The sequence below is a fragment of the Streptomyces sp. BK239 genome (assembly GCF_004217285.1).
Classification (GTDB): Bacteria; Actinomycetota; Actinomycetes; order Streptomycetales; family Streptomycetaceae; genus Streptomyces.
Genome location: NZ_SHKS01000004.1, coordinates 543,491 through 557,231, shown reverse-complemented (window position 1 = coordinate 557,231; position 13,741 = coordinate 543,491). Strand labels below are relative to the sequence as shown.

Below are 13,741 nucleotides of genomic sequence, written 5' to 3'. Positions count from 1 at the left end.
GCGCCCGCCTCAACTTGCCCCTGTCGCCTGGATCTTCAGCCCAGTCCCACGCCATGGGCCAGGCGGGTGGCCGCGTGGCGGAAGAACGGCTCGCGGTCCTCGACCACCCGGTGGAACTGCCCGAACAGCTCGAATCCCACCAGGCCGTACAGCTGCGCCCAGGCCGCGACCAGCGCGGCGACCGTCTCCGGGGGCAGGTCGGGTGCGAGGTCGGCGGCCATACGGTCGGCCTCGGCGCGCAACTCGTCCGGGAGCGGCGGTAGTTCGGTCCCGCCGGCGCTCAGGCGGGCGTCGCGCAGGATGCCGATGAGGAGGAGGCCCACGCGGGAGGCGGCGGGGATCGTCGTGTCGGGTGCGCTGTAGCCGGGCACCGGCGACCCGTAGATCAGCGCGTACTCGTGGGGATGCGCCAGCGCCCAGCCGCGCACCCCCTCGCAGACCGCCACCCAGCGCCGGAGGGGGTCGGCGTCCGCGACGGCGGCGTGCGCGGTCTCGGCGCTCTCGCCCAGGGAGTCGTAGGCGTCGATGATGAGCGCGGTGAGCAGGTCGTCGCGGCTGGGGAAGTACCGGTACAGCGCGGAGGAGACCATACCGAGCGCGCGGGCCACGGCCCGCAGGGAGAGCTTGGCGGCACCTTCGGCCGCGAGCTGCCGACGGGCCTCGTCCTTGATGGCGGCGGTGACTTCGATGCGGGCGCGGGCGCGCGCGCCTTGAGTGGTGCTGCTCATGGGGGCAGTGTCGCACGGCGGGCGGAGCACCGCACACATCCGAGAGCGGTGACCCGCGACGAGATTGCCGCACACAAAAGAGAGCACTGCTCTTGTCATGGAGCACCCATCCGGTGCAGACTCCTCACAAGGGAAACGAGAGCACCGCTCTCCAAACCGCTCACTCACCGCTGGGGGCCATCATGTCGACGCCGTACTACATCCGGAGCAGCCGGCTCAACACCCGCTTCAACAGCGTCGTCGGCTGGCTGGCCCGGCACGGCGTGAGCCTCGCCGGCACGGCCGAGATGTCCGTGCGGGGCCGCAAGAGCGGCAGGATGCAGCGTATCCCCGTCAACCCGCACACATACGAGGGCGCGCGGTACCTGGTCTCGGCGCGGGGCCACTCCCAGTGGGTGCGCAACATGCGGGCCGCCGGGGGCGGTGAGCTGCGTGTGGGGCGCAAGGTGCACACGTTCTCCGCGGTGGAGCTTCCCGACGAGGAGAAGCTCCCGGTCCTGCGGACCTACCTGGAGAAGTGGGGCTGGGAGGTCAACCAGTACTTCGACGGGGTGACCGCCAAGTCCACCGACGCCGAGATCACCGCCGCGGCGGGCGACCACCCGGTGTTCCGGATCACGGTCGACGACCGTCCCTGACCGGACCGACCCACCTCACCCTCCCTCGTGAGGTGCGTCCCGGCCCCCGGCCTCAGCCCTCCCGGGCGCCCTCCCCGGACCGGCCTTCCAGAGACCGGCCCTCGCGGGGCTCCTGCGCCCCGCCGGCCCCCACCCACCGGTCCATGACGTTCAGCGCGCGCTGGGCCATCGGATGCGAGCGCACCAGCTCGCCCAGCGTGGTCCGGCCGCGGGTGATGTCCGTGAACGCCCGCCAGGCCGGGCGGACGCCGGTCAGCGCCGCGTGGAAGAGGCCGGGCCGGCGTTCGAAGGCGGCGAGCATCCGCTTGCCGACGCTCATCTCCACACCGAGGCCCGCCTTGACGGCGAACGCGTAGTTCAGGGCCTGACGGCGGGTGTCCACCGCGTCGTGCGCCTCCGCGATGCGGACCGCCCACTCACCGGCCAGCCGGCCCGAGCGCAGCGCGAAGGAGATGCCCTCACGGGTCCAGGGCTCCAGCAGGCCCGCGGCGTCGCCGCAGACCAGCACGCGCCCCCGGGAGAGCGGGGAGTCGTCGGCCCGGCAGCGGGTCAAGTGACCGGAGGAGATGCTCGGTTCGAAGCCGGCGAGGCCGAGCCGGCCGATGAAGTCCGCCAAGTAGCGCTTGGTGGCCGCGCCTTCACCGCGCGCGGAGATCACGCCGACGGTCAGTGTGTCGCCCTTGGGGAACACCCAGCCGTAACTGCCGGGCATCGGGCCCCAGTCGATGAGGACCCGCCCCTTCCAGTCCTCGGCGACGGTCTCCGGCACCGGGATCTCCGCTTCGAGGCCCAGGTCCACCTGGTCGAGCTTCACGCCGACATGCGCCCCTATGCGACTGGCGCTGCCGTCCGCGCCGACGACCGCGCGCGCCAGCAGCGTCTCGCCGCCCTGGAGGACGACCGCGACCGTGCGCCGGTCCGGCACCGACGAGCCGTGCTGCTCGACCCGCTGCACGGTGACGCCGGTGCGCAGCTCGGCGCCCGCCTTCTGGGCGTGTTCGACGAGCTGCTGGTCGAACTCGGGCCGGTTGATCAGCCCGAACAGCATCTGCCGGGAGCGTCGGGTGCGGGCGAAGCGCCCGTTGTGGGAGAAGGTCACCGCGTGCACGCGGTCGCGGAAGGGCAGCTCGAAGCCCGGTGGCAGCGCGTCGCGCGAAGGTCCGATGATGCCGCCGCCGCACGTCTTGTAGCGGGGCAGCTCCGCCTTCTCCAGCAACAGCACGCGCCGCCCCGTGACCGCCGCCGCATAGGCGGCCGAAGCCCCCGCGGGTCCCGCGCCCACCACGACGACGTCCCACACCCGCTGCACGTCGTCCGCCGAAGAGTTCTCGCTGCTCACGATGGTCTACTGCTCCCGATCAAGCCGCTTGCCGCACCTGTCCCACGCATCCTACGGCGGAGATCGCCGCCGTCCGCTGTGGGAGGATCGACGGCACCCACAGGTACAACGTCGCACCCACCAGGAGCGTGCCCATGTCGTCGAATCCGGTCGCCGAGACCGTCGCCTCCCTGATGCCCCGGGCGAAGGCGGAACTCACCGAACTGGTGGCGTTCAGGTCGGTGGCGGACTTCGACCAGTTCCCACGGAGCGAGAGCGAGGCGGCCGCGAACTGGATAGCGGCGGCGCTGCGTGTCGAGGGCTTCGAGGACGTGGCGCTGCTGGACACCCCGGACGGCACCCAGTCCGTGTACGGCTTCCTGCCCGGTCCCGAGGGCGCGAAGACGGTGCTGCTGTACGCGCACTACGACGTGCAGCCGCCGCTGGACGAGGCCGGCTGGGACACGCCGCCGTTCGAGCTGACCGAGCGGGACGGCCGCTGGTACGGGCGGGGCGCCGCCGACTGCAAGGGCGGCTTCATCATGCATCTGCTCGCGCTGCGCGCCCTCAAGGCGGACGGCGGGGTCCCGGTGAACGTGAAGGTGATCGTCGAGGGTTCCGAGGAGCAGGGCACGGGCGGTCTTGAGCGGTACGCCGAGCAGCACCCGGAGCTGCTGGCCGCCGACACGATCGTCATCGGCGACGCGGGCAACTTCCGGGTCGGTCTGCCCACGGTCACCTCCACCCTGCGCGGTATGACCATGATGCGGGTGACGATCGACACACTGGCGGGCAACCTGCACTCCGGCCAGTTCGGCGGGGCCGCACCCGACGCGCTCGGCGCGCTGATCCGCGTCCTGGACTCGCTGCGCGCCGAGGACGGCTCGACGACCGTCGACGGTCTGACCGACGGCGAGCCGTGGGAGGGGCTGGTGTACGAGGAGGAGCAGTTCCGCCGGGACGCCAAGGTCCTGGACGGCGTCGAGCTGATCGGTTCGGGGACGGTCGCCGACCGCATCTGGGCCCGTCCGGCGGTCACGGTCCTCGGCATCGACTGCCCGCCGGTCGTCGGCGCCACCCCGTCGGTGCAGGCGAGCGCCCGTGCGCTGATCAGCCTGCGGGTGCCGCCGGGCCGGGACGCGGCCGAGGCGACGAAGCTGCTCGAAGCCCACCTGGAGGCGCACACGCCGTGGGGCGCGCGGGTGCGAACGGAGCAGATCGGGCAGGGGCAGCCGTTCAGCGCCGACACGACGAGCCCGGCGTACGCGGCGATGGCCGACGCGATGGCGGTGGCCTACCCGGGTCAGGAGATGCAGTACGCCGGCCAGGGCGGGTCCATCCCGCTGTGCAACACGCTCGCGGCGCTGTACCCGCAGGCGGAGATCCTCCTCATCGGGCTGAGCGAGCCGGAGGCGCAGATCCACGCGGTCAACGAGAGCGTCTCCCCGGAGGAGCTGGAGCGGCTGTCGGTGGCGGAGGCGCTGTTCCTGCGTACGTACGCGGCGAGCTGATCAGCCGGCTCTGCCCTCGGCAGAAGGGCCTGCCCGCCGGGCGGGGTTCCTGCCTAGGGTCGGCTCATGGACGTCATCGAGCTGCTGCCCCGTCTTCACTTGCTGCGTTTCGCGGTCGGTCAGGCCTATCTGTGGTGTGACGGTGACGAGTTGACGCTCGTCGACGCCGGGCCGGCCGGATCCGGCCGGGTGATCGCCGACGCGGTCACGGCCCTGGGGCACTCCCCCGGGGCCGTACGGCGGGTGGTGCTCACCCACTTCCACGAGGACCACGCGGGCGGTGCCGCCGAGTTCGCCGCCCTGTCCGGGGCCGAGGTGCTGGCGCACAGCGCGGACGCGGCCGTCCTGCGCCGCGAAGCCCCGGCTCCGCCGCCGGTGTTGCGGGACTGGGAGCGCCCCCTGCACGCGGCCGCCCTGCGGCTGTTGCCCGAAGGTGACTTCGAACGGCCTTCACAGGTCTCGGAGTTGTCCGAGGGCGATGTGCTCGCCTTCGGTGGCGGTGCGCACGTGCTGCACGTCCCCGGGCACACCGACGGCAGTATCGCGCTCCATCTCCCCGATCAGGGCGTGCTGTTCACGGGCGACACCATCGCGGCCTCACCGGTCGACGGGTCGGTCGTGCCCGGTGTCTTCAACCTCGACGGCTCCCGGGTGCTCGCCGCTCTCCATCGTCTGGCCGCCCTCGACACGCGCACCGCCTGCTTCGGTCACGGCAGCCCGGTGACGGAGAACGCCTCGGACGTCCTCCGTGAGGCGGCGGACCGGTCCGGGGCCATGCGGTGACGTGCCTGCGCGGCCCGGCGTCCGCCCCGCGCCCGGTCCGTCAGCCGACCGGTGTGCCGGCCTCCAGGTAGAGGGCGGCGCCCCGTTCCCGTGCGCGCAGGGCCCAGCGCAGGCGCTCGTAGCGGACCGGGGGCAGCAGGCGGGCGGCCTCCTCCTCGGTCACGAAGCGCCAGGCGCGCAGTTCGGGGCCGGGCAGCAGCAGGCCCGCGACGGCGGCGGGGTCGAGGGGGCCGCCGTCGAAGAGGAAGCGCAGACCGCCGTATCCGGGGGGTGTGGGCCGTTCCCAGTCGACGACGAGCAGCCGGGGCGCCTCGTCCAGCTGGACGCCGGTCTCCTCCCGCACCTCGCGCATCCCGGCGCGTGCGGGCGCCTCCCCGGGTTCCACGACTCCGCCGGGGAACTCCCAGCCGGGCTTGTAGGTGGGGTCGACGAGGAGGACGCGGTCGTGCTCGTCGAAGAGCAGCACGCCGGCGGCCACGGTCTCGCCGGTGGGTTCGGGGGTCTGCACGATCTCGCAGACGGGGACGGTTCCGGCGCCGACGGCCTCCGCGATGCGGAGGGCGGTCTCGTACGGGGTGAGGGCGCTGGTGTCGACAAGGTGGGCGTCGGCGGTGAGCCAGGAGGCGAGGGCGGCTCGGTACGGTTCGATGTGGTCGTACGACCACTGCCGTACGCGCATCTCGCCGTCGGGGAGGTCGGGCGGGACGTCCCGCTCGGCTATCCGCCCGCGCAGGATCGTTTCAGCCGGGGCCAGGAGCACATGTCGGACGGGGATGCGGCGGGCGGCGAGGGCACCGAAGATCTCGTCGCGGTACTCCTGGCGCAGGAGGGTCATGGGGACGACGAGGGTGCCGCCGAGCTCGCCGAGGAGCGCTGCGGTGGTGTCGATGACGAGTCGGCGCCAGATCGGGAGGTCCTGGAAGTCGCCGACCTCGGCGAGGCGTTTGGCCGGCAGCAGGTGCGAGAGCGCCGCGCCGATGACCTCGGGGTCGAAGAGCGTGCTGTTCGGGATCAGGTCGATCAGTTCCCGTGCGGCGGTGGTCTTCCCCGCACCGAACGCGCCGTTGATCCAGACGACGGTCACGTGTCCCCCTCTTCGGTCGGCCCCCTGGGGCTTGCCCGCTCCACCCTGCCACGGAAACCGCGTCTCGTTGAGGGCGCGTGACACGGCGACGCCGGTCCCCGTGGGCCGGGGACCGGCGTCACGCCGTCGTGCGGGGGCGGTCAGTCGCCGAGGGCGCCCTCGTCCACGCTGAGGCTGTCGGCGGCGACGGTGTGGTCGAGGGTGCTGAGGGTGTCGCCCACATTCAGCCCGTCGAGTTCCTCACCGGCCGTGCTGTGCGAGGGGGTGATCGCCGCGACGACGAAGCCGGTGGCGAGTGAGGCGATGGCGAGCATGCTGCGCTTCTTCATGCCCGGAACAACTACGAAGCCCGCCCTGAGGTCACGCTCCCTCTGCGTCGTGGTCAGGCGGCGCGCTCGCCCGCGCGCTGCCCTGGCCTCCTGCCCCTCATACCCCCGCGCGTGCACCCGTCCCGCCGGCCAGTGCCGCCGCCGCGGCGCCGACCAGGCCCGCGTCCGTGCCCATCTGGGCGGGCACCACTCTCAGGCGCCGGACGAAGGAGAGCGTCGCGTAGTCGGCCAGGGCGCGCCGCAGGGGTGTCAGGAGCACGTCGCCCGCCTTGCCGACGCCTCCGCCGATCACCGCGACGTCGATCTCGACGAGGGTGGCGGTGGCGGCGATGCCGGCGGCCAGCGCCCGGGCGGCGCGCTCGAAGGAGGCGGTCGCGACGGGGTCGCCCGCGCGCGCGGCGGCGGCCACCGCGGCCGCGGAGGCGTCCCCGTCCGGGCCGGGCTGCCAGCCGTTCTCCAGGGCGCGGCGGGCGATGTTGGGGCCGCTGGCGATCCGCTCGACGCAGCCGCGCGCGCCGCAGGGGCACGGGTCGCCGTCGAGGTCGACGCTGATGTGGCCGATGTGGCCGGCGTTGCCGGTGGGGCCGGGGTGCAGCCGGCCGTTCAGCACCAGGCCGCCGCCGACGCCGGTGGAGACCACCATGCACAACGCGTCGTCGTGGCCGCGGGCGGCGCCCTGCCAGTGCTCGGCGGCCGTGATCGCCACGCCGTCGCCGATCAGCTCGACGGGGAGGTTCCCGGTCGCGGCCCGGACGCGTTCGACGAGGGGGAAGTCGCGCCAGCCGGGCACGTTGACCGGGCTGACGGTGCCGGCGGAGGCGTCCACCGGGCCGGCGCTGCCGATGCCGAGGGCGTGCGCGCGCTTCCAGAGCGGCGAGGCCGCCAGGTCGGCGAGCACCTCCTCGACCGCCCGCATCACGGTGTCGCCGTCCTCCCGGGCGGGCGTGGGCCGCTGGGCGCGGGCCTGGATGGCGCCGGTGCGGTCCACCAGCGCTCCCGCGATCTTGGTGCCGCCTATGTCCAGCGCTGCCACGAGGTCGGTGCGCATCAGTCTCGGTTCTCCCCCGTCGACCGTCGGGATCCATGACGGGAGACAGTCTCCCCGCGCATGACAACGTTGTCCAGGCCCTATGCTCGACGCCACATCGTCATACGATCCCCAAGGCCCTGGTACGCCAGTGCGACCCGGGACCCTGTAGCCGTGGACAGAAGGACAGGACACCGCATCGTGCCAGAGACGCCCCGCCGCCCAGCCGGCAGCTCGGGAACTCGTTACGGGAACCGTCCCACCATGAAGGACGTCGCGGCGCGGGCCGGGGTCGGTCTGAAGACCGTCTCCCGCGTGGTGAACGACGAACCGGGCGTCACGCCGGAGACGGAGCGGCGCGTCCAGGAGGCGATCGACGCGCTCGGCTTCCGCCGCAACGACAGCGCGCGCGTGCTGCGCAAGGGCCGTACCGCGAGCATCGGGCTCGTCCTGGAGGATCTCGCCGATCCTTTCTACGGCATGCTCAGCCGCGCGGTGGAGGAGGTGGCGCGGGCGCACGGCGCGCTGCTGATCAACGGCTCCAGCGCCGAGGACCCGGAGCGTGAGCAGGAGTTGGCGCTGGCGTTGTGCGCGCGCCGGGTGGACGGGCTGCTGGTCATCCCGGCCGGGGACGACCACCGGTATCTGGAGCCGGAGATCAGGGCGGGTGTGGCGACGGTGTTCGTCGACCGGCCGGCCTGCCGGATCGAGGCGGACTGTGTGCTGTCGGACAACTTCGGGGGCGCCCGGGAGGGGGTCGCGCATCTCGTCGCGCACGGCCACCGCCGGATCGGGTTCATCGGCGACATGCCGCGCATCCACACGGCCGCCGAGCGGCTGCGGGGCTACCGGACGGCGATGCGGGAGGCGGGCATCGCGGTGGCGGACGCCTGGACGTCGCTGGGGGTGACGGAGCCGGGCCGGGTGCGCCGGGCCGCGCAGGAGATGCTGTCGGGGCCGGAGCCGGTCACGGCGATCTTCTCGGGCAACAACCGGGTGACGGTCACCGTGATCCGGGTGCTGGCCGAGCGCGAGCGTCCGGTCGCACTGGTGGCCTTCGACGACCTGGAGCTGGCGGATCTGCTGCAGCCGGGCGTCACGGTGGTCGCCCAGGACGCGGCCGCCATCGGCCGCACCGCCGCCGAGCGGCTCTTCCGGCAGCTGGACGGCACCTTGGTGGCCCCTGAGCGTGTCGTGCTGCCGACGCGGCTCGTCGCCCGCGGCTCGGGCGAGACGCCGCCGGCCGACTGACCGCTCGAGATGCCGGGCGCGCACACCTGATCCTCCGTTAGGGTGAGCGCACGGCATCGCGTGTCGGTCACCGTCCGGGTGAGGCATGGAGGTGCCCGTGAGTTTGCCTTACGGAGGCATTCCACTCATGTCCGTCAAGCTCGATCACACCATCGTCCACTCCCGTGACAACCGGGAGTCCGCCGAGTTCCTCGCCCACGTCCTGGGTCTCGAGGTCGGCACCGAATGGGGCCCGTTCGTCCCCGTCACCACCGCCAACGGCGTCACCCTGGACTTCGCCGCGATCCCCGCGGAGAAGATCGTCACGCAGCACTACGCGTTCCTGGTCTCCGACGAGGAGTTCGACGCGGCGTTCGGCCGGATCAGGCAGGCGGGGATCACGTACTTCGCCGATCCGCACGGCAGGCAGCCGGGCGAGATCAACCACCACCACGGCGGCCGCGGTCTGTACTTCATGGATCCGGCGGGTCACGGGATGGAGATCATCACCACTCCGTACACCTTCCCCGAGCAGTAGTCCGCAGCGGGTGGCCGGCCGGGCGGTGTCGTCCCGGCCGGCCACCCGGCTCAGGGCGCCCGGCCCGCGCCCTCCGGCTCAGGACGCCATGAGGCCGCTCGGGCGCGGTGCGGCGAAGGCCTCCAGGTGGGCCCGCGTGAGTCCCGTCGCGCCCGTCACCTCCTCGGTGTCTAGTGCGCCGCAGTCCAGCCCGCGCAGCAGATGGCCGCTGAGGGCCTTGGCGGTGGCCGGCTCGTCCATGACGTCCCCGGCGCGCCGGTGGGCGTAGCGGGCGAGCCGCTCGGCGGCCCGGGCGAATCCCTCGCGGTAGAAGGCGTAGACGGCGGCGTAGCGGGTCGGGAGGTGGCCGGGGTGCATGTCCCAGCCCTGGTAGTAGGCCCGGGCGAGAGCGCGGCGGGTGAGGCGGTAGTGGAGCCGCCAGGCGTCGTGGACCTGCTCGGTGGGGCCTACCGGCAGGACGTTGGTGGAGCCGTCGCAGACGCGTACGCCGGTGCCGGCCGCGGCGACCTGCATGACCGCCTTGGCGTGGTCGGCGGCCGGGTGGTCGCTCGCCTGGTGGGCGGCGGAGACGCCGAGGCAGGCGCTGTAGTCGAAGGTGCCGTAGTGCAGGCCCGTGGCGCGGCCCTCGGCGGCCTGGATCATGCGGGCGACGGTGGCGGTGCCGTCGGTGGCGAGGATGGCCTGGCTGGTCTCGATCTGGATCTCGAAGCCGAGTCGGCCCGGGGTGAGTCCGTGTGCCTGCTCGAAGGCCTCCAGGAGCCGGACCATGGCGGTGACCTGCTGCGGGTAGGTCACCTTGGGCAGGGTGAGCAGCAGTCCGCCGGGCAGGGGGCCCGCCGCGGTGAGGCCGGTGAGGAAGACGTCGAGGGTGCGGATGCCGCGGTCGCGGACGGCGGCCTCCATGCACTTCATGCGGATGCCGGCACAGGGGGTGGCGGTGCCCCGGGCGTGGGCCTCGGCGATCAGCCGGGCGGCGCGGGCGGCGGCCTCGTCCTCCTCGGCGTCGGGGCGTACGCCGTAGCCGTCCTCGAAGTCGACGCGCAGGTCCTCGACGGGCTCACGGGCCAGCTTGGCGCGCACGCGCGCGTACACGTCCTCGGCGAGGTCGCGGGGCAGTTCGAGGACGGCGGCGAGGGCGGCGGCCTCGGGGGCGTGTTCGTCGAGGGCGGCGAGGGCCTGGTCGCCCCAGGAGCGGACGGTGCCGGCGGTGAAGGCGTCGCCGGGCACGTAGACGGTGTGGACGGGCTGGCGGGTGCCGGGGTCGCCCGGGTAGCGGCGGTCGAGTTCGGCGTCGACGGGTGCGAGGGAGGCGCCGACGGCCTCGCTGACGGCTGCCGGGAGGCTCGTGGCCACCGTCTCCTGCCGGCCGTGTCCCATCCCGCGACCTCCCGTTTTCCGGTGTACGGAATCAACAATCCGTAGAGCGAAGCTATCCGTGGATCTTCGCGTCGGTCAACACCCTGTCCTGCCCCCGGTTTCCCCCAGTCACCTGATTCCCCTTCCGCACGGCGGCTCGCACCCTCATCCTGGATCATCAGGGAGGAAGCACATGGCGGACACCGGGGCAATCACGCGTCGCACGGGACTGAGGACCGTGGCGGCGGCCGTCGCGGTGCCCCTGCTCGGGACGTGCCGCTCCTCCGCGCCCCGCGACCGGCCCGGGAAGGCCGAGGCCGACGACGAGGGTCCGGCGGCGCCGGTACGGTACCCGCCGCTGGAGGTCATGACGTTCAACCTCCGCTTCCCCAGCACCAAGGAACCGTACAGCTGGGCGAGCCGTCGTCCGGCGATGCGCGCTCTGTTACAGGGCGCGGCGCCGCACGTCATCGGCACCCAGGAGGGCGAGCCGCCGCAACTGCGGGACATCGAGGCGGACTTGGGGCCGCACTTCGACTGGATCGGCACCGGGCGCGGCGGTGGGGACCAGGAGTCCATGGCCGTCTTCTACGACACGCGACGGCTCACCCCGCTGGAGCACGCCCACTTCTGGCTGTCGGACACGCCGGAGGTGCACGGCTCCAACACCTGGGGCGGCATGCATCCCCGCATGGTCACGTGGGTCCGTTTCCGCGATGTGCGGGCCGGGGGGCGGCAGTTCTGCCTCCTGAACACCCACCTCGATCACAGGAGCCGGTACGCGCGGGAGCGCGGCGCGGCCCTGATCGCCTCCTGGATAGCGGAATTCGACCCAGGCCTGCCGTTGCTGGTGACCGGCGACTTCAACGTCCCCGCGCACGGTTCCCCGGTGTACGACACGCTGCTGGGCGCCGGTCTGGTCGACACCTGGGACACGGCGCGCGAGCGCGGTGAGGCCTTCGGGACGTTCCACGCGTACCGGCCGCTGCGGCCGGGCGGCCCCCGGATCGACTGGATCCTGGCGACGCCGGGGGTGACGGTCCACCGCAGCTGGGTCGACACGTTCACGCTGGACGGCCGTTACGCGAGCGACCATGTGCCGGTGCTGGCCTCGGTGTCGACGGGCTGAGCGACGGGTGTGGGAGCGGGCCGAGGCCCCCGAGACCGGTGTGCGGTCTCGGGGGCCTCGGGTGGTCCGGCGGATGCCGGGCGGCGCGTCAGCGGGTGATCAGCCCTTGCGGACCTTGATCGCCTCGGTGAGCTGCGGGACGACCTCGAAGAGGTCGCCGACGACGCCGTAGTCGACCAGGTCGAAGATCGGGGCCTCGGGGTCCTTGTTGACGGCCACGATGGTCTTCGAGGTCTGCATGCCGGCGCGGTGCTGGATCGCGCCGGAGATGCCGTTGGCGATGTACAACTGCGGCGACACCGACTTGCCGGTCTGGCCGACCTGGTTGGTGTGCGGGTACCAGCCGGCGTCGACGGCGGCGCGGGAGGCGCCGACGGCCGCGCCGAGGGAGTCGGCGAGGGCCTCGATGATCGAGAAGTTCTCCGCGCCGTTGACGCCGCGGCCGCCGGAGACGACGATCGCGGCCTCGGTCAGCTCCGGACGCCCGGTCGACTCGCGCGGGGTGCGGCCGGTGACCTTGGTGCCGGTGGCCTGGGCGGAGAAGGTCACGCTGAGCGCCTCGACGCTGCCGGCGGCCGGCGCGGCCTCGACGGCGGCGCTGTTCGGCTTGACGGTGATGACCGGGGTGCCCTTGGAGACACGGGACTTGGTGGTGAAGGACGCGGCGAACACCGACTGGGTGGCCACCGGGCCCTCGTCGCCGGCCTCGAGGTCGACGGCGTCGGTGATGATGCCGGAGCCGATGCGCAGCGCGAGCCGCGCGGCGATCTCCTTGCCCTCGGCGGAGGAGGGGACCAGGACGGCGGCCGGGGAGACGGCCTCGACGGCGGCCTGCAGCGCGTCCACCTTCGGTACGACGAGGTAGTCGGCGTACTCGGAGGCGTCGTGCGTGAGGACCTTGACCGCGCCGTGCTCGGCGAGCGCGGCGGCGGTGTTCTCGGCGCCGGCGCCGAGGGCGACGGCGACGGGCTCGCCGACGCGGCGGGCGAGCGTCAGCAGCTCCAGGGTGGGCTTGCGGACGGCGCCGTCCACGTGGTCGACGTAGACGAGGACTTCAGCCATGGGATTGCTCTCCTGCGAAACGAAGTTGAGGGGCGGTCGGCGTGGGCTCTAGATGAACTTCTGGCCCGCGAGGTAGTCGGCGAGCTGCTTGCCGCCCTCGCCCTCGTCCTTGACGATCGTGCCGGCGGTGCGCGCGGGGCGCTCGGACGCGGACTCGACCTTGGTCCAGGCGCTCTCCAGGCCGACCTCGTCGGCGTCGATGTCGAGGTCGGACAGGTCCCAGGACTCCACCGGCTTCTTCTTGGCGGCCATGATGCCCTTGAAGGACGGGTAGCGCGCCTCGCCCGACTGGTCGGTGACCGACACGACGGCCGGCAGGGAGGCCTCGAGCTGCTCCGAGGCGGCGTCGCCGTCGCGGCGCCCCTTGACGGTGCCGTCCTCGACGGACACCTCGGACAGCAGGGTGACCTGCGGGACGCCCAGGCGCTCGGCCAGCAGGGCCGGGACGACGCCCATGGTGCCGTCGGTGGAGGCCATGCCGGAGATCACCAGGTCGTAGCCGGCCTTCTCGATGGCCTTGGCCAGGACCAGGGAGGTGCCGATGGCGTCGGTGCCGTGCAGGTCGTCGTCCTCGACGTGGACGGCCTTGTCGGCGCCCATCGACAGCGCCTTGCGCAGCGCGTCCTTGGCGTCCTCGGGGCCGACGGTCAGGACGGTGACCTCGACGTCGTCGTCGGAGTTCTCGGAGATCTGCAGCGCCTGCTCGACGGCGTACTCGTCGAGCTCGGAGAGCAGACCGTCCACGTCGTCCCGGTCGACGGTCAGGTCATCGGCGAAGTGCCGGTCGCCAGTGGCGTCGGGCACGTACTTCACAGTGACAACGATCCTCAAGCTCACGCCGGCTCTCCTACTGCAATCGTCAGTTCTCGGCTGCCTTCTTGCAGGCAGCATAGGCGCTGCAAGCGGCCGATCCCGGTCGGGGCGGCCCGCGCTCCGACCGAAATATTACTCGCCAGTACACCCAGTTCGTTCCCGCTAAGCAAGCGCTTTGAACTGTGACCTGTGCAA

The 13,741-nt window shown here is 72.7% G+C and carries 14 protein-coding genes; 6 read left to right on the top strand and 8 right to left on the bottom strand.

Going from position 1 to position 13,741, the window contains the following annotated elements:
• Positions 1-35: 35 nt before the first annotated feature.
• Entirely contained in the window at positions 36-728 is a 693-nt protein-coding gene (locus EV567_RS15925) for a TetR/AcrR family transcriptional regulator (protein ID WP_130440451.1), read from the bottom strand.
• Between the two features lie 182 nt (positions 729-910).
• On the opposite strand from EV567_RS15925, the gene EV567_RS15920 reads away from it, so the two are divergent.
• Complete coding sequence (locus EV567_RS15920) at positions 911-1,366, top strand: nitroreductase/quinone reductase family protein (RefSeq protein ID WP_130440449.1); 456 nt, start codon at positions 911-913, stop codon at positions 1,364-1,366.
• Between the two features lie 52 nt (positions 1,367-1,418).
• Here the strand turns inward: EV567_RS15920 and EV567_RS15915 are convergent, their stop codons facing one another.
• Positions 1,419-2,705, bottom strand: a complete 1,287-nt coding sequence (locus EV567_RS15915; RefSeq protein ID WP_130440447.1) for a geranylgeranyl reductase family protein — start codon at positions 2,703-2,705, stop codon at positions 1,419-1,421.
• Positions 2,706-2,839: 134 nt separating this feature from the next.
• Between EV567_RS15915 and EV567_RS15910 the strand changes: the two genes are divergently transcribed.
• A complete protein-coding gene (locus EV567_RS15910; RefSeq protein ID WP_130440445.1) occupies positions 2,840-4,195 on the top strand; it encodes a dipeptidase in 1,356 nt (451 codons plus the stop codon).
• Between the two features lie 66 nt (positions 4,196-4,261).
• Positions 4,262-4,978, top strand: coding sequence for an MBL fold metallo-hydrolase (locus tag EV567_RS15905; protein WP_130440443.1), 717 nt, complete (start codon positions 4,262-4,264; stop codon positions 4,976-4,978).
• 40 nt (positions 4,979-5,018) lie between these two features.
• Here the strand turns inward: EV567_RS15905 and EV567_RS15900 are convergent, their stop codons facing one another.
• From EV567_RS15900 to EV567_RS15890, 3 genes are all read right to left on the bottom strand, one after another.
• Positions 5,019-6,062: an NUDIX hydrolase gene (locus EV567_RS15900; protein ID WP_130440441.1), complete on the bottom strand. Its 1,044-nt coding sequence runs from the start codon at positions 6,060-6,062 to the stop codon at positions 5,019-5,021.
• Between the two features lie 140 nt (positions 6,063-6,202).
• Positions 6,203-6,391, bottom strand: coding sequence for a hypothetical protein (locus EV567_RS15895; protein ID WP_130440439.1), 189 nt, complete (start codon positions 6,389-6,391; stop codon positions 6,203-6,205).
• Positions 6,392-6,488: 97 nt separating this feature from the next.
• Positions 6,489-7,439: an ROK family protein gene (locus tag EV567_RS15890; RefSeq protein WP_130440437.1), complete on the bottom strand. Its 951-nt coding sequence runs from the start codon at positions 7,437-7,439 to the stop codon at positions 6,489-6,491.
• Between the two features lie 180 nt (positions 7,440-7,619).
• Here EV567_RS15890 and EV567_RS15885 point away from each other — a divergent pair, with 180 nt between their 5' ends.
• Together EV567_RS15885 and EV567_RS15880 are read left to right on the top strand one after the other, a co-directional pair.
• The gene (locus tag EV567_RS15885) at positions 7,620-8,669 is read left to right on the top strand and encodes a LacI family DNA-binding transcriptional regulator (RefSeq protein ID WP_130440435.1); all 1,050 of its coding nucleotides are present in this window, start codon (positions 7,620-7,622) and stop codon (positions 8,667-8,669) included.
• A 127-nt stretch (positions 8,670-8,796) separates the two neighbouring features.
• Positions 8,797-9,186: a VOC family protein gene (locus EV567_RS15880; RefSeq protein ID WP_130440433.1), complete on the top strand. Its 390-nt coding sequence runs from the start codon at positions 8,797-8,799 to the stop codon at positions 9,184-9,186.
• Between the two features lie 78 nt (positions 9,187-9,264).
• Here EV567_RS15880 and EV567_RS15875 read toward each other — a convergent pair whose 3' ends face one another.
• Complete coding sequence (locus EV567_RS15875; protein ID WP_130440431.1) at positions 9,265-10,563, bottom strand: DUF6986 family protein; 1,299 nt, start codon at positions 10,561-10,563, stop codon at positions 9,265-9,267.
• Positions 10,564-10,735: 172 nt separating this feature from the next.
• Here EV567_RS15875 and EV567_RS15870 point away from each other — a divergent pair, with 172 nt between their 5' ends.
• On the top strand, positions 10,736-11,671 hold the full coding sequence (locus tag EV567_RS15870) for an endonuclease/exonuclease/phosphatase family protein (protein ID WP_130440429.1): 936 nt from the start codon (positions 10,736-10,738) through the stop codon (positions 11,669-11,671).
• 99 nt (positions 11,672-11,770) lie between these two features.
• Here EV567_RS15870 and EV567_RS15865 read toward each other — a convergent pair whose 3' ends face one another.
• Positions 11,771-12,733, bottom strand: a complete 963-nt coding sequence (locus tag EV567_RS15865; RefSeq protein WP_130440427.1) for an electron transfer flavoprotein subunit alpha/FixB family protein — start codon at positions 12,731-12,733, stop codon at positions 11,771-11,773.
• Positions 12,734-12,781: 48 nt separating this feature from the next.
• On the bottom strand, positions 12,782-13,570 hold the full coding sequence (locus EV567_RS15860) for an electron transfer flavoprotein subunit beta/FixA family protein (RefSeq protein ID WP_130440425.1): 789 nt from the start codon (positions 13,568-13,570) through the stop codon (positions 12,782-12,784).
• Positions 13,571-13,741: the final 171 nt, after the last annotated feature.

Bases quoted from the DNA above. Each gene is read 5' to 3' on its own strand.
- EV567_RS15920 (WP_130440449.1), top strand. From the start codon at position 911: ATGTCGACGCCGTACTACATCCGGAGCAGCCGGCTCAACACCCGCTTC.
- EV567_RS15895 (WP_130440439.1), bottom strand. From the start codon at position 6,391: ATGAAGAAGCGCAGCATGCTCGCCATCGCCTCACTCGCCACCGGCTTC.
- EV567_RS15880 (WP_130440433.1), top strand. From the start codon at position 8,797: ATGTCCGTCAAGCTCGATCACACCATCGTCCACTCCCGTGACAACCGG.
- EV567_RS15870 (WP_130440429.1), top strand. From the start codon at position 10,736: ATGGCGGACACCGGGGCAATCACGCGTCGCACGGGACTGAGGACCGTG.
- EV567_RS15865 (WP_130440427.1), bottom strand. From the start codon at position 12,733: ATGGCTGAAGTCCTCGTCTACGTCGACCACGTGGACGGCGCCGTCCGC.
- EV567_RS15925 (WP_130440451.1), bottom strand. From the start codon at position 728: ATGAGCAGCACCACTCAAGGCGCGCGCGCCCGCGCCCGCATCGAAGTC.
- EV567_RS15910 (WP_130440445.1), top strand. From the start codon at position 2,840: ATGTCGTCGAATCCGGTCGCCGAGACCGTCGCCTCCCTGATGCCCCGG.
- EV567_RS15890 (WP_130440437.1), bottom strand. From the start codon at position 7,439: ATGCGCACCGACCTCGTGGCAGCGCTGGACATAGGCGGCACCAAGATC.
- EV567_RS15905 (WP_130440443.1), top strand. From the start codon at position 4,262: ATGGACGTCATCGAGCTGCTGCCCCGTCTTCACTTGCTGCGTTTCGCG.
- EV567_RS15875 (WP_130440431.1), bottom strand. From the start codon at position 10,563: ATGGGACACGGCCGGCAGGAGACGGTGGCCACGAGCCTCCCGGCAGCC.